This window comes from Streptomyces sp. SBT349, assembly GCF_001083795.1.
Classification (GTDB): Bacteria; Actinomycetota; Actinomycetes; order Streptomycetales; family Streptomycetaceae; genus Streptomyces.
On sequence record NZ_LAVK01000142.1, the window covers coordinates 1 to 17,922 of the forward strand.

Genomic DNA, 17,922 nt, shown 5'->3' on the forward strand with positions numbered 1-17,922 from the left:
GCGCTCACCGGCCTCGACGCGTTCCCCGGGTAGGGCCCGCCCCCGCCGGGCCCTACCCGCGGAACGCGTCGAGGCCGGTGAGCGCCTTGCCCAGCACGAGCTGGTGCATCTCGGTGGTGCCCTCGTAGGTGAGGACGGACTCCAGGTTCGCCATGTGCCGCATCACCGGGTACGCGTAGGAGATCCCGTTCGCCCCGAGAATCGTGCGGGCGGTGCGGCAGATCTCCAGCGCCTCGCGGACGTTGTTCAGCTTGCCGAGGCTGACCTGCTCGGGCCGCAGCTTCCCCGCGTCGAGGCGGCGGCCGAGGTGCCACGCGAGCAGCAGCCCCTTGTGCAGCTCGACCGCCATGTCGGCCAGCTTGGCCTGGGTGAGCTGGAAGCCGCCGATCGGCCTGCCGAACTGCTCACGGGTGCGGGCGTAGTCCAGCGCCGTGTCGAAGCAGCTGCGGGCCGCGCCCATGGCGCCCCAGACGATGCCGTAGCGCGCGTAGCCCAGGCACCCGAGCGGCGCCCCGAGGCCGGCGGCGCCCGGCAGCACGGCGTCGGACGGCAGCCGCACGCCGTCGAGGACGAGTTCGCTGGTCACCGAGGCGCGCAACGACCCCTTGTGCGCGATGGGGACGGCCGCGAAGCCGGGGGCGTCGGTGGGGACCAGGAAGCCCCGGACGCCCTCGTCCGTGCGGGCCCAGATCACCGCGACGCCCGCCACCGAGCCGTTGGTGATCCACATCTTGCGCCCGGTCAGCAGCCAGTCGCCGCCGTCCCGCTCGGCGCGCGTGCGCATCGCGGCGGGATCGGAGCCGTGGTCGGGCTCGGTCAGCCCGAAGCAGCCGATGATCTCGCCGGTGGCCATCCCCGGCAGCCAGCGCCGCTTCTGCTCCTCCGAGCCGAAGCGGTGGATGGCGTACATCGCGAGGGAGCCCTGCACCGACACCAGGGAGCGCACCCCGGAGTCCAGCGCCTCCAGCTCCATGCAGACCAGCCCGTACTGGACGGCGGAGGCGCCGGCGCAGCCGTAGCCCTCCAGGGTCATGCCGAGGGCGCCGAGCGCGCCGAGCTCCCGGGCGAGCGCGCGGACGTCGGGGAGCTCGCCCCGCTCGTACCAGTCGGCGATGTGCGGTGCGACGCGCTTCTCGCCCCACTCCCTGACCGTCCGCCGCATGGCCAGGTCCGAGGCGTCGAGCAGCTCGTCGAGGCCGAGCGGGTCGCCGGGGTCGAAACGGGACGACGAGGAGGGAGAGGGCGGGGGCGTGTCGGCTGCCATGACCGCATGTTACCGACGAGTAACGCCGCTGGGCAAGAGCTCGCGCTCCTGGACCCGCGGGTGCCGCTCGCAGCCGGTGAGCGCGCGCGGCAGCCGCAGCGCCGCCACCGCCCCCGCCAGCAGCACCACCGCGCTGGCCACCAGCGTCATGTGCATCCCCCGGACGAACGCGTCCCGCGCCGCCTCCTTGAGCGCCTCTCCCGCGTCGCCGCCGAGCCGCGCCGCCACCGTGTACGCGCCGCCGAGCGACTGCCCGGCCGCCTCGGCGTCCTCGGCGCCGACCCCGCTCACGCCGCGCACGCCCGGGGCGTACATCGCGTTCATCACGCTCCCCAGCAGCGCGATCCCGATGCCCGCGCCGAACTGGTACGCCGTCTCGCCGATGGCCGCCGCTCCCCCGGCCTCGGACGCGGGGGCCTCGCTGAGCATCGACTCGTACGAGGCGAACAGCGTGGTCTCCAGGCCGAAGCCGAGGAGCACGAAGCCGACCCCCATGACCAGCGGCCGGTCCTGCTCGTCGAGGCAGGTCAGCGTGAGCACGGCCACCGCGGTCAGCGCGAAGCCGAGCGCGACCATCGCCCGCGGCCCGAGCCGGTGCAGCAGCCGGGAGCCCACGAGCCCCGCCGCGATCGCCGCCAGGCTCAGCGGCAGCAGCCGCAGCCCGGTCTCCAGCGGCGAGAGGCCGAGCACCAGCTGGAGGTACTGCGCGGCGACGAGCGCGAGCCCGACCAGCGCCAGCACGGTGAGCACGATGCACCCCACCGAGGTGCCGAAGGCGGGCCTGGCGAACGCCGAGAGGTCGATCAGCGGATACCCGCGCGCCCGCTGCCTGCGGACGAACAGCACCAGCAGCGCCCCGCCGAGCCCGGCCGCCAGCGCGGTCCCCAGGGTGAACAGGTCACCGCCCCCCGCCCGCTTCACCGCGAGGATGACCGAAAACAGACCTATGGCGGCCGTCAGGGCGCCGCCCACGTCCCAGGGCCCCGAACGGTCCCCGGTGGACTCGGGCAGCAGCAGGGCGCCGACGGGAAGGCAGAGGGCCATCAGCGGAATGTTGACCAGGAAGACCGAGCCCCACCAGAAGTGTTCGAGCAGCACCCCGCCGACCAGCGGGCCCACTCCGGCGCCCACCGCGGCGACCGCGCTCCAGACGCCGACGGCCAGCGCCCGCTCCCGCCGGTCGGGGAAGACCTGCCGCAGGATCGAGAGGGTCGCGGGCATGATCATGGCACCGCCGGCCCCGAGCAGCGCCCGCCCGAGGATCAGGATCTCCGCGCTGGGGGCGTACGCGGCGAGCGCGGAGGCCACGCCGAAGCAGGCGTAGCCGAGCAGCAGCACCCGGCGGCGCCCGACGCGGTCGCCGAGCGTGCCGAACAGGACGAGCAGGGCGGCACAGATGAGCGGATAGCTGTCGACGATCCAGAGCAGTTCGACGGCGCTGGGGCCCAGATCCTCGCTCACGGCGGGGACGGCCACGTGCAGCACGGTGGCGTCGACGGCCACCAGCAGGAGGCTGGCGCAGAGCACGGCGAGGACCGTCCAGCGGCCATGGTCGTCAGCGGCGGTTCCGGGGCGGGGCATCCCGGACATCGACGCACCTCCTGATCTCGCGCCGTTCCTCGTCGTCACCACGGGGGAATCCCGGCGGTGCGCGCGCACCGGGCGTGGTGGCCAGGGCAGATGAGCCCACAGACTACGACAGACATCCGTGGCCACCACACGCGTCCCCCGGCCCCCGCCCGGACCCCGGATGGCCGACACCCGCGCCGCGCCCCGTTCACCTACGGATTTGCGCCAGGAACGCGGCGGGGGCGGCCCCGCCGGGTTCACCGGGGTGACCTGTGAGACGCCCGGGAATTTCGTAAAGCCGGGAAATAGGATGGCGGAAAATAATTACCCAACATCACATCGCCATTACGAAGGCGGGCCGCGGCAGGAAGCTCGCTATCACGGGCTGTAATCTTGCGAGTGTGCGTACCGACCGATTCCTAGCCCGCCTCGAACAGGAGCAGCAGCAGCCGAACGTGCCGCCTCCTGTAATGAGCCGCACCCGCATGGCTCTCCTGTGGGCCACCCTGGGCTTCTATGCGGCCATCGTGGCGGCGGTGCTGAGCACGTCCTGGCTCGTCCGACTGGACTGGCAGCTGATGCTCTTCCGGCCCTATAAGCAGTGGCCCGGCCTGCACGCGTTTCTGGACTATTTCGTCGTCCTCGGGCAGCGCGGCCCCACGGCGGTGCTGATCGCCGCCTGGCTGAGCTGGCGCTGCTGGCGTCAGCGGACCCTCCGCCCGCTGCTGGTCATGGCCAGCGCCCTCTTCCTGCTGAACGTGACGGTGGGCGCCGCCAAGCTCGGCATGGGTCGCGAGGGGCCCCACTACGCCAACGTCATCGGCTCGAACGAGATGTTCCTGACCGGCGATATATTCCCCTCCGGCCACACCGCCAACGCCGTCGTGACCTGGGGAATCCTCGCCTATCTGGCCACCACCCCCACCGCCAGGCGCACCCTGTCGGTCATCGCCGCGGTCTTCGCGCTCGGCGTGGGCGCCACCACCGTCTACCTCGGCACGCACTGGGTGAGCGACGTGGTCCTGGGGTGGGCGGCCGGCCTGCTGATCCTGCTGGCCCTGCCCTGGTGCGAGCCGCTGATCGCCCTCGTGGAGCGGCGGCTGTTCGCGCTGCGGGACCGGCTGCTGGGCGCCCCGGCCCCCTCGGAACCCGCGCCGACGCGCCGGAGGGGCCCTCAGCCGCTGCCGACGGCCGCCCGGCAGGGCGAGGAGGCGCGGCCCCGCGGGGAGCCGGCGGTGGCCGCCTCACGGCCCGGCACGGCGGCCCGCGCCGTGGGCGGCGGCGTCCGTCTGCGGCAGCCGAACGGCCGGGCGCACACGAGCCGCCCCGACCACCCGGCCAGGCCGGTCAGCAGCCACTGAACGGGCCTCGCGCCGCCCGGCGGCCCGAGGCGCGCGACGCCCCCGCCCTCAGCCCTGCCAGCAGCGGACCACGGAGCCCTCGCGCACGGCGAGGTTGAGCCGTCCCGGCATGTGCTCCATGGTGATGACCGCGTCGGGGGCGAGGCGGCGGACCGTGGCCCAGCCACGCTCTCTGGCCTGTCGCTCCGCGGCGTCGGCGTCCAGGCCGACGTAGGCGTCGGGGCTGTCGTCGGGCGTCTTCTGCGGTCGCGGGAGGGGTGCCATGCCGCCACCGTACGGCCTGCCCCCACCACCCGGAAGTCCCGCCCGGATCAGGGGACTGTCACGCTTGTGTCACGAAAGACCCGCCGGATCCCCGTTCGGGGGAACGGGCTCCGGACGCGATATCGGCGGCCCCCGAATACCCGCGACCGACGGGCGGGCACATTATCGGCGCCCTTTTCCCGCCGCCTTTCACCGTCATCCCGGAACACCGTTAATTCACTTTTCAGGTGAACACGGTGAACGTCTGGTTGATAATCGCTGACACTCTCCGCCATCGCTCACGCGTACGGTCGGGCTGCCGTCTCCGCGCGGGTCGATCGGGGCGATTCCCGGCGCGCGGGGCGTGACCCCGGCGCGCCTCCCACCGTTGTGCACGGGGCACCCGCCGAGGAGGGCGGGGCGAGATCCTTCAACCGAGGAGCGACCGTGTCCCCCTTGCTCGAGGTCAGCGATGCCGTACGCGCAGAGATCGGCGACGAAGAGGCCGACCGGCTGCTGGCCGGGGAGAACGCGCCCGGCAGCTACGACTGCACGTCGTGCCGCACGCCGGGCAACCCCGACCAGGAGCGCACCAGCACCGTCCTCTTCGTGGGAGGTGAGACGGCGGTGCTGGCGTTCGCCCACGCCTCCTGCATCCCCTCCCAGGTGGTCTCCGTCTCCGAGGAGCAGCTCCAGGGCGCCGTGCGGTCCATCACCGGCCAGACGTCCCCCACGCCCGCCGTCCCGGCCCCCGCGTCCGGCTCCGGCGCTCCGGGCGACGGCCCCGCGCCCGCGCCGGAACAGGCGGTCCTCGGGGTGACCTGCGGCCAGATCCTCGTCGCCGACGAGCTCTACCCCGCCATCGTCGTGGAGCCCACGGGCCCGGTCGTCCGCCCCGGCTCCCTGGGTCCCGGCGACGACTTCCTGCCGCTGCTGATCGAGGCCGGGTTCATGCCCGTGACCAACGTCGGAAACGTTCCTTCGCGCCTGCCCGGCTGGTCCGTGCTGGTCGCCATGGGGCAGCTGCACGCCGTTCTCCAGGGCGATCAGGCCGGGGGCCAGCCCAGCGCCTGGTGGCAGGCGCACCGGCCGCTCCCGCTCACGGACGGCTGGCGGGCCGGCGCCAACCAGCGGCACACCGTCCTGGTCTACGCGGCGCCCGCGGGCTCCATCGGCCAGCAGCCGCGCGAGGACCTGCTGCGCGACGCGCTGGAGAAGGCGGCCGCGGGCGGGGTCCTGGTCGCCGCGGCGATGCCGCTGACCGGCACCTGAGCGGGCGCGGGGCGGGCACGGGGCGGGCGCCGGGCGGGCGCGATCAGGTGCCGGGGGACGCCGCCCCGCATCCGAAGCCCCCGCCTGCTCGTTGGACGGGCGTGCACGCATATGAGCCATCCCGGACACAACAGCGCAACAGCCACACCGCGAGCCATTCGGGCATCCCCGGCATGCGCTCGCCGTACGAGCGGCCGGCCTGCTCGGCGACGCCGATCTACGACTCCCTCTGCGCCGAGTACCGGCGGCTGTTCCGGACACTCCCGGGGGACCGCTCGGGCGAGGAGGACCTGCGCTTCGTCGGGTTCTCCACCAGCTATGGCGTGGGCGCGGGGAGCTGGCGGGAGTGGCACGACCCCGCGTACTCCGGCTACGGGGCGATGGGGCACGCGCCGGTCAGGATGACCGCCGCGCTGCCTCCCGCCCGGCACGCGGGAGACCAGTGGGACCCGCACGAGGCCCGCGGGGCCAGGTGAGACGGCCTCCCCGGCCGCCGCCACCGGGCCCCGGGGTCACTTCTTGCGGCCGCGCTTCTCGCGCACCCGCACGGAGACCTGGATCGGGGTCCCCTCGAAGCCGAACTCCTCGCGAAGCCGCCGCTCGATGAAGCGCCGGTAGCCGCCCTCCAGGAACCCGGAGGCGAAGAGCACGAACCGCGGCGGGGCCGTGCCCGCCTGGGTCCCGAAGAGGATGCGCGGCTGCTTTCCGCCCCTGACCGGGTGCGGGTGGGAGGCGACGACCTGGCCGAGGAAGCCGTTGAGCTTGCCGGTCGGCACCCGGCTCTCCCAGCTGGCGAGCGCGGTCTCGATGGCGGGCACCAGCTTCTCCATATGGCGCCCGGTGCGCGCCGAGATGTTGACCCGCGGCGCCCACTGGACCTGGACGAGGTCCCGCTCGATCTCCCGCTCCAGGTAGTAGCGGCGCTCGTCGTCCATGACGTCCCACTTGTTGTACGCGATCACCAGGGCCCGGCCCGCCTCCACGGCCATGGTGATGATGCGGGTGTCCTGCACGCTGATGGGCTCGCTGATGTCGATGAGCACGACGGCGGCCTCGGCCTTCTCCAGCGCGGCGGCGGTGCGCAGGGAGGCGTAGTAGTCGGCGCCGTCCTGGAGGTGGACGCGCCGCCTGATGCCCGCCGTGTCGACGAAGCGCCATGTCTTCCCGCCCAGGTCGATGAGCTCGTCCACCGGGTCCCTCGTGGTGCCGGCCACCGGGTCCACGACCACGCGCTCCTCGCCCGCCACCTTGTTCAGCAGGGACGACTTGCCGACATTCGGGCGGCCGATGAGCGCGATGCGGCGCGGGCCGCCGACCATGGGGCCGAACGTCTCGGCCGGCGCGTCGGGCATCACAGCGAGCACCGCGTCGAGCATGTCGCCGGTGCCACGGCCGTGCAGGGCCGAGACGGGGTGCGGCTCGCCGAGGCCCAGGGACCACAGATGGGTCGCCTCGGCCTCCATCGAGAAGCCGTCGACCTTGTTCGCACACAGGACCACGGGCTTGCCCGCGCGGCGCAGCAGCTTGACCACGGCCTCGTCGGTGTCGGTGGCGCCCACCGTGGCGTCCACGACGAGGACCACGGCGTCGGCGGTCTCGATGGCGAACTCCGCCTGCGCGGCGACGGACGCCTGGATCCCGAGCACGTCCTGCTCCCAGCCGCCGGTGTCCACCACCTTGAAACGGCGCCCGGCCCACTCGGCCTCGTAGGTCACGCGGTCGCGGGTCACGCCGGGGCGGTCCTCGACCACGGCCTCGCGGCGGCCGAGGATGCGGTTGACCAGGGTCGACTTGCCGACATTGGGGCGGCCGACGACGGCGAGCACCGGCAGCGGCCCCGAGGCCGCCGCGGCGAGGTCGGCGTCGATGTCCTCGGGGTCGAAGCCCTCCTCGGCGGCGAGTTGCATGAACTCCGCGTACTCGGCCTCGCCGAGCGCGCCGTGCGCGTCGGCGGTGCCCGTCTGGTTCTGCTCGGTCATGGAGTCCTGTACCTCGTCCGTCGTCATCCTGCTGATCGTGTGATGGGGCGCGCCCCGCGGGGCGCCGCGGAGTCTCCGCCGTCCCGCGGCCGAGCCCGTTCCCGCTCCCGTGCCCGTTCCAGTGTCGCGCGTCAGCGACCGGTCCTGCGCCGCGCGTCCTTCAGGTGGCCGGTCAGCCGCTCCTGGATACGCTCGGTCGCCCGCGCCAGCGCCGCCCCGGTCCGCCGCCCGCTCTCCTCCCCCGCGGCGAACGGGTCGCCGAAGACCACGTCGATCCTGCCGCGCAGCGGGGGCAGCGCGGATATCACCCGCCCCTTGCGCTCGCCGCTGCCCAGCACGGCCACCGGCACGATCGGGGCCCCCGAGCGCAGCGCGAAGTACGCGAGCCCCGCCTGGAGGGTGGCGAAGTCGCCCCGGGTGCGCGTTCCCTCGGGGAATATCCCGAGCACCCCGCCGCCGCCGAGCACGGCCAGCGCCGAGGTGATGGCGGCGCGGTCCGGGCCCGCGCGATCGACGCTGAGCTGCCCTATCGCGGTCAGGAAGGTGCCGAGCGGCCCGACGAACGCCTCGCGTTTTATCAGGAAGTGCACCGGGCGGGGGGAGGCGCCGAGCAGCACGGGCCCGTCCACGTTGTGGGCGTGGTTGACCGCGAGGATCACGGGCCCCGACGCCGGCACCCGCCAGGCGCCGAGCACGCGGGGCCGCCAGGCGCCGTGGACGACGCCGAGGGCCAGCCGGTGGCCGGCCCACGCGCCGCGGGCGCCGGGCGGCGTCGTCATCGCGCTCGCCGCGTGTGGTCCTCGATGAGGGTGACCACGCACTCGATGACCTGCGGCAGCGTCAGGTCGCTGGTGTCCACCTCGACCGCGTCCTCCGCCTTGGCCAGCGGGGACGCCTTGCGCCCCGAGTCGGCGGCGTCCCGCCTGGCGAGGGCCTCCCGGGTGGCGGCGAGCCCGGCCGCCTCCTGGCCCGTGAGCTCGGCGCTGCGGCGGGCGGCCCTGACCTCGGGCGAGGCCGTGAGGAAGACCTTGACGTCGGCGCCGGGGAGGACGGTGGTGCCGATGTCCCGGCCCTCGACGACGATGCCGCCCGGGGCCTCGGCCGCGATGGTCCGCTGGAGCTCGGTGATCAGGGCGCGAACCTCGGGAACGGCGCTGACCGCGCTGACCGCCGAGGTGACGGCCTGGCCCCGGATCGGCACCGAGACGTCCGTGCCGTCCACGGTGATGGTGGGCGCCCCGGGGTCCGTGCCGGAGGCGATGACGGGCTTCGCCGCCGCGGCGGCGACGGCGGCCGGGTCCTGGACGTCGATGCCGTTGCTCAGCATCCACCAGGTCATCGCCCGGTACTGGGCGCCGGTGTCGAGGTAGCCGAGGCCCGCACGCTCGGCCACGGCCTTCGAGGTGCTGGACTTGCCCGTGCCGGAGGGGCCATCGATGGCGACGATGACGGGGGTGACGGGAGTTGCAGCCACGGCGGTGCGCACCTTTCTCAGACGTGTCCGCGCGCTCTTCGGAGGCGCGAGGGGAACGGGGGCCGACCGCCCCCACGAGGCCCCGCCCCGGGGGGAGACCTCAGGGAGAGAAGCGTACCGGCACCGGTGAACGGCTCTACTGGCGGATGGACCAGCCGCGTTCACGCAGGGAGGCGGTCAGCCCCGGAGCCGAGGCGGGCTCGACCATCAGCTGGACCAGCCCGGCCTGCTGCCCGGTGGCGTGCTCGATGCGGACGTCCTCGACGTTGACCCCGGCCAGCCCGGCGTCGGCGAAGAGCCGGGCCAGCTCGCCCGGCCGGTCGGTGATGGGCACCCGCACCGTCTCGTACGCCTTGGGGGCGGTGCCGTGCTTGCCCGGGACCCGCTCGCGGCCCGCGTTGCCCTGGCGCAGCACGGCCTCGACCCCGGCGGCTCCCCCGGCGCGCTTCTCCTCGTCGGCGGACTCCAGGGCGCGCAGCGAACGCACCGTCTCGTCGAGGTCGGCCGCGAACTCGCACAGGATGTCGGCGACGGGACCGGGGTTGGCGGAGAGGACGTCCACCCACATCCGCGGCTCCGAGGCGGCGATCCGCGTCACGTCCCTGATGCCCTGCCCGCTCCGCCGCAGCGCGGACTCGTCCGCGGCCTCCAGGCGGGCGGCGAGCAGGCTGGAGACCAGCTGAGGGGTGTGGGAGACCAGGGCGACGGCCCGGTCGTGCGCGTCCGCGTCCATCACCACGGGCACCGCGCGGCACAGCGAGACCAGTTCGAGCACCAGGTTCAGCACCTCGGTGTCGGTCTCGGGGGTCGGGGTGAGCACCCAGGGCCTGCCCTCGAAGAGGTCGGCCGTGGCCGCCAGTGGTCCCGAGCGCTCGCTGCCCGCCATGGGGTGCGTGCCGAGGTAGGAGGTGAGGTCCCCGCCCAGGGCCGTCAGCCCCCGCCGCGGACCGCCCTTGACGCTGGCGACGTCGATGTACCCGCGCGCCGCACCGCGCCGCTGGAGGGCCACCAGGGTCCCCGCGGCGTCGGCGGGCGGCACGGCCGCCACGACGAGGTCCACGGGTCCCCCGGGCGGCTCCTCGGTGCCCGCGCCGAGGGCCGCGGCCGTGCGGGGCTGGTCCGGGTCGCGGTCGGCGAGGTGGACGCGGACGCCGCGGCCCGAGAGCGCCAGGGCGATGGAGGTACCGATCAGGCCGGTGCCGAGGACGAGGGCGCTGCGCATCGTCCCAGCGTAGTGCCGCCGCGTGACCCCCGGGGAACGCGAGCCACCGCGGGCGGGCGGGCCGACACGGCCGCCGGGCGTGGTGACCCGGCTAGAGGCCGACCTCGCGCATCAGCTGGCCGACCTCGGTGTTGGTCATCCGCCGCAGCCAGCCGGACTTCTGGTCGCCGAGGGCGATCGGCCCGAACCGCACGCGCACCAGCTTGTCGACCGGGAACCCGGCCTCCGCCAGCAGGCGGCGCACGATGTGCTTGCGGCCCTCGTGCAGCGAGACCTCGACCAGGTAGTTCTTCCCGGTGTTCTGCACGACGCGGAAGTGGTCGGCGCGGGCGTAGCCGTCCTCCAGCTCCACGCCCTCCTTGAGCCGCTTGCCGAGGTCGCGCGGGACGGGGCCCTGGATCGCGGCCAGGTAGGTCTTGGTGACGCCGTACTTGGGGTGGGTCAGCCGGTGCGCGAGCTCGCCGTGGTTGGTCAGGAGGATCAGGCCCTCCGTCTCGGTGTCCAGGCGCCCGACGTGGAAGAGGCGGGTCTCGCGGTTCTGCACGTAGTCGCCGAGGCACTGGCGGCCCTCGGGGTCCTCCATCGAGGAGACCACGCCGGCCGGCTTGTTGAGCGCGAAGAACAGGTACGACTGGGCGGCGACCGTCAGGCCGTCGACCTTGATCTCGTCCTTCTCCGGGTCGACCCGCCGCCCCTGCGAGGTGACGATCTTCCCGTTCACCTCGACCCGGGCCTGGTCGATCAGCTCCTCGCAGGCCCTGCGGGAGCCGAGCCCGGCGCGGGCGAGGACCTTCTGGAGCCGTTCGCCCTCCTGGTCGCCGAACGTCTTGGGGAGGCGCAGGGCGGGCTTGTCGTGCCGCTCGCGGTTGCGCTCCTCGATCTGGGCCTCGTACTCGCGGGAACGGGCCGGGCTCGCCCGCTTCTTCCTGGCCGGGGGCGCGCCCTTGCCGCCCTTGCCGCCCGCGCCGCTCTTGCCCCCCGCGGTCTTGCCGTATCCGCGCTCCTCCGGGCGGGGGCGGCCGGCGCGCTGCTGCTTCTCGTCGCGGCTGTTGCCCGCGCCCCGGGTGGTCCGGCTGCTGTTCCTGCCACTGCTTCGCATCAATGATCCGTTGGGGAGTCGCCGCTGTCGTCAGCGTCGAGGTCGGCTACGTCGAACGACGGCACCCCCTCCTGGCTCTCACCCTCGACCTGGTCCGCCTCGGGCAGGAAGGGCGCGAGCTCGGGTAGCTCCTCCAGGCCGCGCAGGCCCATCCGCTCCAGGAAGTAGTGCGTCGTCACGTACAGGATCGCACCTGTTTCGGGTTCGGTGCCCGCCTCGCCCACCAGACCCCGCTGGAGCAGGGTCCGCATGACGCCGTCGCAGTTGACCCCGCGGATGGCCGAGACCCGGGAACGGCTGACCGGCTGGCGGTAGGCGACCACGGCCAGCGTCTCCAGCGCGGCCTGCGTGAGCCGGGCGTGCTGGCCGTCCAGGACGAAGCTCTCGACGGCCTCGGCGTACTCGGGCCTGGTGTAGTAGCGCCAGCCGCCGGCGACCACCCGCAGCTCGAAGCCGCGGCGCTCCCTGGCGTACTCGTCGGCCAGCTCGCGCAGGGCGTCGGCGACGGCCCGGCGCGGGCGGCCGAGCACCTTGGCGAGGTGGGACTCGGTGGCGGGCTCGTCCACGACCATGAGGACGGCCTCCAGGGCGGGTTTGAGCGCGAGAGCGCCGGTCCCTTCCGCGTCGTGCTTCTCGTCCGCGTCGTCCGCCTCGACCGCGTCGACCGCGTCGGCCGTCTCGGCCGTCTCCTGGCTCATGGGCGCGCCTCCGCCTTCTCCCGCTCCGGCTCCCTCTCCCTCCGCCGGGGCTGGGGGATCTCCTGGTCGAACTCGTCGGTGACCAGCACCCGTTCCGGGTCCGCGCCGCTCCAGCGGACCACCAGGGGGCCCAGCGCCTCGTCCTGGTCCAGGGCCACGGCCCGTTCCCGGTAGAGCTCCAGGAGGGCGAGGAAGCGGGCGACGACGGTGAGGGTGTCCGGGGCGTCCCGGGTCAGCTCGGCGAACGTGGCGTGGCCCAGCTCGCGGAGCCGGGCGATCATCACGTCGGCCTGCTCGCGGACGCTCACCAGCGGGGCGTGGATGTGGTCGACGTAGATCTGCGGCGCGGGTTTGGGCTGCATCGCCTTCACCGCCAGCCTGGCGAACCCCTCGGGGCCGATGGAGATCACGACGTCCGGCAGCAGTTCGGCGTGGTGCGGTTCGAGGCCGACGGTGCGGGGGAAGCGGCGGGACTCGGCGGCCAGGCGGTCCTGGAGGATGTCGGCCACGCGCTTGTAGGCGCGGTACTGGAGGAGCCGCGCGAACAGCAGGTCGCGGGCCTCCAGGAGGGCGAGGTCGGCCTCGTCCTCCACCTCGGCGGTGGGCAGCAGGCGGGCGGCCTTGAGGTCGAGCAGGGTGGCGGCGACCACGAGGAACTCGGTGGTCTGGTCCAGGTCCCAGTCCGGGCCCATGGCGCGGATGTGCGCCATGAAGTCGTCGGTGACGCGGGAGAGGGCGACCTCGGTGACGTCGAGCTTGTGCCGGGAGATGAGCTGGAGCAGCAGGTCGAAGGGGCCCTCGAAGTTCGCCAGGACGACCTTGAAACGCCCGTCGTCCTCGCCCTCTTCCGCCACCGGCGGGGTCTGCTCCCCGGGTGCGGCGCGCGGTGGCTCGTTCCCCGCGGGCTCGGGCTCGGGTTCGGGCTTCGCGGGCTCGGCTTCGGGTTCGGGCTCGGGCTTCGCGGGCTCGGGTTCGGGGATGGCGGGCGCGGGGGTGTGGTCCTGCTCGTGGGATCCGGCGGGCTCGCCGGGACCCTGGCCCAGCCTGCGGCGGCGTGGGGACGTGCTCATCCGGTGGTCAGCGACCGCGCAGCCGGCGGACGAGGATGCTCGCCTCGCCGCGCGACTCAAGGTCGGCCAGGACGACGGCGACGGCCTCCCTGACGATCCGGCCGCGGTCCACGGCCAGGCCGTGCTCCCCGCGCAGGACCAGCCGGGCGTGTTCGAGGTCCATCAGCTCCTCGGCGGAGACGTAGACCGTGATCTTCTCGTCGTGGCGCTCGCGCCCGCTGGGACGGCGGGACGAACGGCTGCCGCGGCGCTGGGCGTTGGCGTTGGTGGAGCCCGAGCGGCCCGAGGTCTTGGCCCCGCCCGACGGCGGAGCGGCCCGGCCCGGTGACTCGCGCTTCGGCTGGCCGGGCGCCGCGGTCTCTCGGCCCGCTCCCGGCACCCTGCCCGCCCTCGGGTCCTCGGACGCGCCGGCGGGCCGCTGGGCGGCCTCCGGCTCGTCCGAGGGCGTCTGCTCGCCCGCGGGGGCGGGCACCCGCGCGGTCGCGCCGTCCCCGGCGCCACCGGCGTTCTCCTGAGGGGTCGAGGACTGGACCGCCGCCCCCCCGGTACTACGGAACAGTTCGTCGGCCGCCGGAAGACTCACTCGGCGTGGCACCGGGCGAGCACCTCCCTGGCGAGCTGGCGATACGCCGCCGCCCCCACCGAGTTGGAGGCGTAGGTGGTGATCGGCTCGCCCGCGACCGTCGTCTCGGGGAACCGCACCGTGCGGCCGATCACCGTGTGGTAGACGCTGTCGTCGAACGCCTCGACCACCCGGGCCAGTACCTCCCGGCTGTGGACCGTCCTGGAGTCGTACATCGTCGCCAGGATGCCGTCCAGCCGAAGCTCCGGGTTGAGCCGCTCCTGCACCTTCTCGATCGTCTCGGTCAGCAGCGCGACACCGCGCAGCGCGAAGAACTCGCACTCCAGCGGCACGATCACCTTGTGCGCCGCGGTGAGCGCGTTGACGGTGAGCAGGCCGAGGGACGGCTGGCAGTCGATGATGACGAAGTCGTAGTCGACGGTGAGGGGTTGCAGCGCGCGCTGGAGGGTGGACTCGCGGGCCACCTCGCTGACGAGCTGGACCTCGGCGGCCGACAGATCGATGTTGCTCGGGAGCAGGTCCATGCCGGCGACCGCGGTCTTCAGCAGGACCTCGTCCGGCGCCATCCCCCGCTCCATGAGCAGGTTGTAGATGGTGAGGTCGAGCTCCATGGGGTTGACCCCGAGGCCCACCGACAGCGCGCCCTGCGGGTCGAAGTCGACCAGCAGCACACGGCGTCCGTACTCGGCGAGCGCGGCACCCAGGTTGATGGCCGAGGTCGTCTTGCCGACCCCGCCCTTCTGGTTGCACATGGCGATGATCTTCGCCGGGCCGCGCTCGGTGATCGGTCCGGGGATCGGGAAGTACGGCAGCGGGCGGCCCGTGGGGCCGATGCGCTCCCGGCGCTGACGCGCCGCGTCCGGTGCGATGGTGGCCGCGTACTCGGGATCCGGCTCGTATTCCGCGTCCGGGTCGTAGAACTGCCCGTCCGGGAGGTCGTCGTAGTCGGGGAATCGGTCGGCGTCGCCGCCCGTTCTCTTTCCTGCCATGGCATTGGCGTCATGGCTGTCCGTGCTCTGATGCGCTGTCATGCTCGGTTGGCTCTGGTGGGTTGCAAAGGTCTGGACGGCGACGGAGCCCAAGCCCGTCAGATCCGCGGCGCCTTCGCGCCGCTCCGGGACCCCTGGTCGTCCTCCCCTGGGAGTAATTGTCGACTCATTCACAAGTCGTCTTACCTCCTTGGGGACCAGGTAACTTCTTGACAGAGTCAGCGTGGCACCATGCCGACGTTTGGCGACTCTATGGCGTGTCGGTGGTCCGCAGCAACACAATCTGCCGGACCGGCACGGATGTGTCGGCCGTCGAACATTCACTTGTCAAGGCCACAAGCGGCACCAGCCGGGCGATTCCGTCGCGCACGAATCGGTTAAAGCGCTACGTTCGCGACGAGTTGACCTCCCCGGAAGGGCGGAGGAGGACACTTCCCCGGCCGCCATGGGGAGACACGCGCGTGGCGTGGTGTGACATTCCCGATGTTGACGCCGGGAGTTGACCGGCGCGGACGCGGTCAGGCGAGCACCGCGTCCAGCTCCGTCCGCGGCAGGCCGTGGGCCTCCGCGACCGGGCCGTAGACGACCTGCCCCTCATGGATGTTGAGCCCGAGGGCGAGGGCCGGATCGCGGCGGAACGCGCCACGCCAGCCGTGGTCGGCGAGCTCCACGATATAGGGCAGCGTGGCGTTGGTCAGCGCCTGCGTCGAGGTGCTCGGGACGACGCCCGGCATGTTCGCGACACAGTAGAAGACCGAGTCGTGGACCCGGAAGACGGGGTCGGCGTGCGTGGTGGGCCGGGCGCCGTCGAAGCAGCCGCCCTGGTCGATCGCGATGTCGACAAGGACACTTCCCGGCCTCATCCGGGAGACGGTCTCGTCGCTCACCAGCTTGGGCGCCCTCGCCCCCGGCACCAGCACGGCGCCGATCACGAGATCGGCCTCCAGCACGGCCCGTTCGAGTGCGAAGGCGTTGGAGACGACGGTGGTCACGCGGGTGCCGAAGACCTTGTCCGCCTCGCGCAGCTTGGCGATGTCCTTGTCGAGGACGGTGACGTGGAAGCCCATGCCGACCGCGATCTGGGTCGCGTTCCAGCCGGAGACCCCCGCGCCGACGACGACGGCCCTGGCCGCGGGGGTGCCCGGCACGCCGCCGGGCAGCACGCCGCGCCCGCCGGCCGAGCGCATCAGGTGGTAGGCGCCGACCTGAGGGGCGATCCGCCCGGCCACCTCGGACATCGGCGCGAGCAGCGGCAGGGCGCGCCCCGCCGTCTCGACGGTCTCGTAGGCGACGGCGGTGGTGCCGGAACGCATCAGGGCGTCGGTGCACTCGGCCGAGGCGGCGAGGTGGAGGTAGGTGAAGAGGATCTGGCCCTTGCGGAGGCGGTGGTACTCCTCGGGCACCGGCTCCTTGACCTTGAGGACGAGGTCGGCCTCGGCCCAGACCTCGTCCGCCCCGGGCAGGATCGCGGCGCCCGCGGCGGTGTACTCCTCGTCGGGGATGGCGGAGCCGAGCCCGGCGCCGCGTTCGACATAGACCTGGTGTCCGCCGGTGACGAGCTCATGCGCTCCGGCCGGGGTGATGGCCACGCGGAACTCGTTGTTCTTGACCTCGCGGGGGATGCCGACCTTCACGTTCGATCACGGTCCTTGCGTCACGGAGGGTTACCACAACCAGTCTAACGAAGGGAGGACCGTTGTCCAGCCTGGCTTTCGGTCATTCTTTCCCCGGATCGGACTGTGTTTCATAAGTATGTCCCTCCGTAGTCACAGAGGATTCGAGGGCGGGCCTGGCATGGGCGAGAAGTCGTTCCGCCGCCTCCCGGTGGCCCGCCGAGACGGCGCCGAGGCCGAGCCGGTCGGCGCAGTCGGCGAGCCTGAGGCGCAGCGCCGCCTGGAGCCGCCGGTCCCCGGTCCGCTCGGCCAGGCGCAGGGCCTCCTCGCCGCTGCGCAGCGACTCCGCCGGGCGGCCCGCGTACTCGTGGACCCTCGCCGCCTCGGCCAGCGACCTGGCGTGGGCGCGGCGGTCGCCGTTCCTGCGGTGGGCCGCGGCGGCTGCGCGCCAGGCGCGCAGCGCCTCGTCCCAGTGGCCCGTATAGGTGAGGGCGGCGCCGATGCGGCCGTGCAGCCTCGCCTGCACGGCGACGTCCCCGCGGGACTGGGCGAGGACCACCGCCCTGCCGTACCAGTCGGCGGCGCGGCGCCAGTCGCCGAGCTCCGCGTACGTGCCCGCGATGGATTCCAGGGCGCGCCCCACGGCCAGCGGATCGGCCTGGTCCCGTTCGCTCCTGGCGGCCTCCAGGGCGGCCCGGTACCGCTCCAGGGCCTCGGGCAGCCGGCCGGTTCTCGCGTCCAGGTCGCCGAGGTTGAGGTGGGCCGCGGCGCGTTCCCTGGCGAGACCCTGGCGCTCGGCGACGCCGAGGACCAGCTCGTGGAGCCGGTAGAGCTCGGGGGCGGCGGCCTCGGCGCCGCGGTGGGCGATCAGCGCCCGGCTCAGCGCGGCCACCAGCCGCCGGGCGAGGGTGTCGAGCTGGCCGTCGGCCACGGCCAGCCGGGCCGCGGCCAGCAGCGGGGTCTGCCGGGAGGCCAGCCAGCCGGCGGCGGCGGTGCGGCTCTCGAACCGGAGCGAGCCGGGGAGTCCGGCCAGCCACTCGCGCGCGGGCGTGCCGTGCGGCTCCGTGACGGCGTGGCAGGCGCGCAGCAGCCGGACGGTCCGCTCCAGCATGCGGGCGCGGGCCAGGAGCGCCTCGGCGGGGCGCTCCCCGGCGTGCAGCAGGGCGCGCAGCAGCGGGTCGAGGCAGCCGGGCACGAGGTACTGGGGGCCGCCGCCGACGTCCTCGGAGCCGGCGACGGGGCGGAGCAGTCCCGCGGCGGCGAACGCGGCGAGCGAGGAGCGCGCGGCCGGGACCGGGCAGCCCGCGAGCGCGGCGGCGGTGTGGGCGTCGACCACGCCGGCGGGGGCGAGGGCGAGGAGCCTCAGGGCGACGAACGCCACGACGAGCACCGCGGACCCGGCGACCACGGCCCGCGCCTCCTCGCCCTCGCCCCCGTCGACGACGCCCCGCATCAGGACCATGATCCCGATCGACTGGAAGGTGGC

General features: G+C 73.7%; 17 protein-coding genes. 3 read left to right on the plus strand and 14 right to left on the minus strand.

Going from position 1 to position 17,922, the window contains the following annotated elements; all coding sequences use genetic code 11:
- Positions 1–52 precede the first annotated feature (52 nt).
- Both ADY01_RS18555 and ADY01_RS18560 read right to left on the minus strand, forming a co-directional pair.
- On the minus strand, positions 53–1,264 hold the full coding sequence (locus tag ADY01_RS18555; RefSeq protein ID WP_049574433.1) for an acyl-CoA dehydrogenase family protein: 1,212 nt from the start codon (positions 1,262–1,264) through the stop codon (positions 53–55).
- Between the two features lie 9 nt (positions 1,265–1,273).
- Positions 1,274–2,854, minus strand: coding sequence for an MFS transporter (locus tag ADY01_RS18560; protein WP_049574436.1), 1,581 nt, complete (start codon positions 2,852–2,854; stop codon positions 1,274–1,276).
- A gap of 380 nt (positions 2,855–3,234) precedes the next feature.
- Here ADY01_RS18560 and ADY01_RS18565 point away from each other — a divergent pair, with 380 nt between their 5' ends.
- Positions 3,235–4,194 (plus strand): phosphatase PAP2 family protein, encoded by a 960-nt coding sequence (locus ADY01_RS18565; protein WP_234320299.1) that lies wholly within the window; start codon positions 3,235–3,237, stop codon positions 4,192–4,194.
- Positions 4,195–4,242: 48 nt separating this feature from the next.
- Here the strand turns inward: ADY01_RS18565 and ADY01_RS18570 are convergent, their stop codons facing one another.
- Positions 4,243–4,458 carry an I78 family peptidase inhibitor gene (locus ADY01_RS18570; RefSeq protein ID WP_049574440.1) on the minus strand — a complete coding sequence of 72 codons (216 nt, stop codon included), beginning with the start codon at positions 4,456–4,458 and terminating at the stop codon, positions 4,243–4,245.
- Between the two features lie 435 nt (positions 4,459–4,893).
- Here ADY01_RS18570 and ADY01_RS18575 point away from each other — a divergent pair, with 435 nt between their 5' ends.
- The gene (locus ADY01_RS18575) at positions 4,894–5,709 is read left to right on the plus strand and encodes a hypothetical protein (RefSeq protein WP_049574443.1); all 816 of its coding nucleotides are present in this window, start codon (positions 4,894–4,896) and stop codon (positions 5,707–5,709) included.
- A gap of 173 nt (positions 5,710–5,882) precedes the next feature.
- The gene (locus ADY01_RS18580) at positions 5,883–6,185 is read left to right on the plus strand and encodes a hypothetical protein (protein WP_049574447.1); all 303 of its coding nucleotides are present in this window, start codon (positions 5,883–5,885) and stop codon (positions 6,183–6,185) included.
- Positions 6,186–6,221: 36 nt separating this feature from the next.
- Here ADY01_RS18580 and der read toward each other — a convergent pair whose 3' ends face one another.
- The 11 genes from der to ADY01_RS18635 form a co-directional block, all read right to left on the minus strand.
- Positions 6,222–7,688 (minus strand): ribosome biogenesis GTPase Der, encoded by a 1,467-nt coding sequence (gene der, locus ADY01_RS18585; protein ID WP_049574488.1) that lies wholly within the window; start codon positions 7,686–7,688, stop codon positions 6,222–6,224.
- Positions 7,689–7,819: 131 nt separating this feature from the next.
- The gene (locus tag ADY01_RS18590; protein ID WP_049574450.1) at positions 7,820–8,467 is read right to left on the minus strand and encodes a lysophospholipid acyltransferase family protein; all 648 of its coding nucleotides are present in this window, start codon (positions 8,465–8,467) and stop codon (positions 7,820–7,822) included.
- Entirely contained in the window at positions 8,464–9,162 is a 699-nt protein-coding gene (gene cmk / locus ADY01_RS18595; RefSeq protein ID WP_078900403.1) for a (d)CMP kinase, read from the minus strand. The genes ADY01_RS18590 and cmk overlap by 4 nt, the downstream gene beginning before the upstream one ends.
- 136 nt (positions 9,163–9,298) lie before the next feature.
- Complete coding sequence (locus tag ADY01_RS18600; RefSeq protein WP_049574458.1) at positions 9,299–10,384, minus strand: prephenate dehydrogenase; 1,086 nt, start codon at positions 10,382–10,384, stop codon at positions 9,299–9,301.
- Positions 10,385–10,475: 91 nt separating this feature from the next.
- Positions 10,476–11,483, minus strand: coding sequence for a pseudouridine synthase (locus ADY01_RS18605; RefSeq protein WP_049574461.1), 1,008 nt, complete (start codon positions 11,481–11,483; stop codon positions 10,476–10,478).
- Positions 11,483–12,181 (minus strand): SMC-Scp complex subunit ScpB, encoded by a 699-nt coding sequence (gene scpB / locus ADY01_RS18610; protein ID WP_049574464.1) that lies wholly within the window; start codon positions 12,179–12,181, stop codon positions 11,483–11,485. The genes ADY01_RS18605 and scpB overlap by 1 nt, the downstream gene beginning before the upstream one ends.
- Positions 12,178–13,251, minus strand: coding sequence for a segregation and condensation protein A (locus tag ADY01_RS18615; RefSeq protein ID WP_049574467.1), 1,074 nt, complete (start codon positions 13,249–13,251; stop codon positions 12,178–12,180). Before ADY01_RS18615 ends, scpB begins: the two co-directional genes overlap by 4 nt.
- A 7-nt stretch (positions 13,252–13,258) precedes the next feature.
- Positions 13,259–13,846 carry a hypothetical protein gene (locus tag ADY01_RS18620; protein ID WP_234320300.1) on the minus strand — a complete coding sequence of 196 codons (588 nt, stop codon included), beginning with the start codon at positions 13,844–13,846 and terminating at the stop codon, positions 13,259–13,261.
- Complete coding sequence (locus tag ADY01_RS18625) at positions 13,831–14,865, minus strand: ParA family protein (protein ID WP_049574476.1); 1,035 nt, start codon at positions 14,863–14,865, stop codon at positions 13,831–13,833. Before ADY01_RS18625 ends, ADY01_RS18620 begins: the two co-directional genes overlap by 16 nt.
- 476 nt (positions 14,866–15,341) lie before the next feature.
- The gene (gene ald, locus ADY01_RS18630) at positions 15,342–16,457 is read right to left on the minus strand and encodes an alanine dehydrogenase (RefSeq protein WP_049574478.1); all 1,116 of its coding nucleotides are present in this window, start codon (positions 16,455–16,457) and stop codon (positions 15,342–15,344) included.
- 82 nt (positions 16,458–16,539) lie between these two features.
- A partial coding sequence (locus ADY01_RS18635) for a tetratricopeptide repeat protein (protein WP_159001276.1) occupies positions 16,540–17,922 on the minus strand: 1,383 nt, incomplete at its 5' end.

Excerpts from the sequence above, each read along its gene's own strand:
- ADY01_RS18555 (WP_049574433.1), bottom strand. The coding sequence starts at position 1,264 with ATGGCAGCCGACACGCCCCCGCCCTCTCCCTCCTCGTCGTCCCGTTTC.
- ADY01_RS18560 (WP_049574436.1), bottom strand. The coding sequence starts at position 2,854 with ATGTCCGGGATGCCCCGCCCCGGAACCGCCGCTGACGACCATGGCCGC.
- ADY01_RS18570 (WP_049574440.1), bottom strand. The coding sequence starts at position 4,458 with ATGGCACCCCTCCCGCGACCGCAGAAGACGCCCGACGACAGCCCCGAC.
- ADY01_RS18580 (WP_049574447.1), top strand. The coding sequence starts at position 5,883 with ATGCGCTCGCCGTACGAGCGGCCGGCCTGCTCGGCGACGCCGATCTAC.
- der (WP_049574488.1), bottom strand. The coding sequence starts at position 7,688 with ATGACCGAGCAGAACCAGACGGGCACCGCCGACGCGCACGGCGCGCTC.
- ADY01_RS18590 (WP_049574450.1), bottom strand. The coding sequence starts at position 8,467 with ATGACGACGCCGCCCGGCGCCCGCGGCGCGTGGGCCGGCCACCGGCTG.
- ADY01_RS18600 (WP_049574458.1), bottom strand. The coding sequence starts at position 10,384 with ATGCGCAGCGCCCTCGTCCTCGGCACCGGCCTGATCGGTACCTCCATC.
- ADY01_RS18605 (WP_049574461.1), bottom strand. The coding sequence starts at position 11,483 with ATGCGAAGCAGTGGCAGGAACAGCAGCCGGACCACCCGGGGCGCGGGC.
- scpB (WP_049574464.1), bottom strand. The coding sequence starts at position 12,181 with ATGAGCCAGGAGACGGCCGAGACGGCCGACGCGGTCGACGCGGTCGAG.
- ADY01_RS18615 (WP_049574467.1), bottom strand. The coding sequence starts at position 13,251 with ATGAGCACGTCCCCACGCCGCCGCAGGCTGGGCCAGGGTCCCGGCGAG.
- ADY01_RS18625 (WP_049574476.1), bottom strand. The coding sequence starts at position 14,865 with ATGACAGCGCATCAGAGCACGGACAGCCATGACGCCAATGCCATGGCA.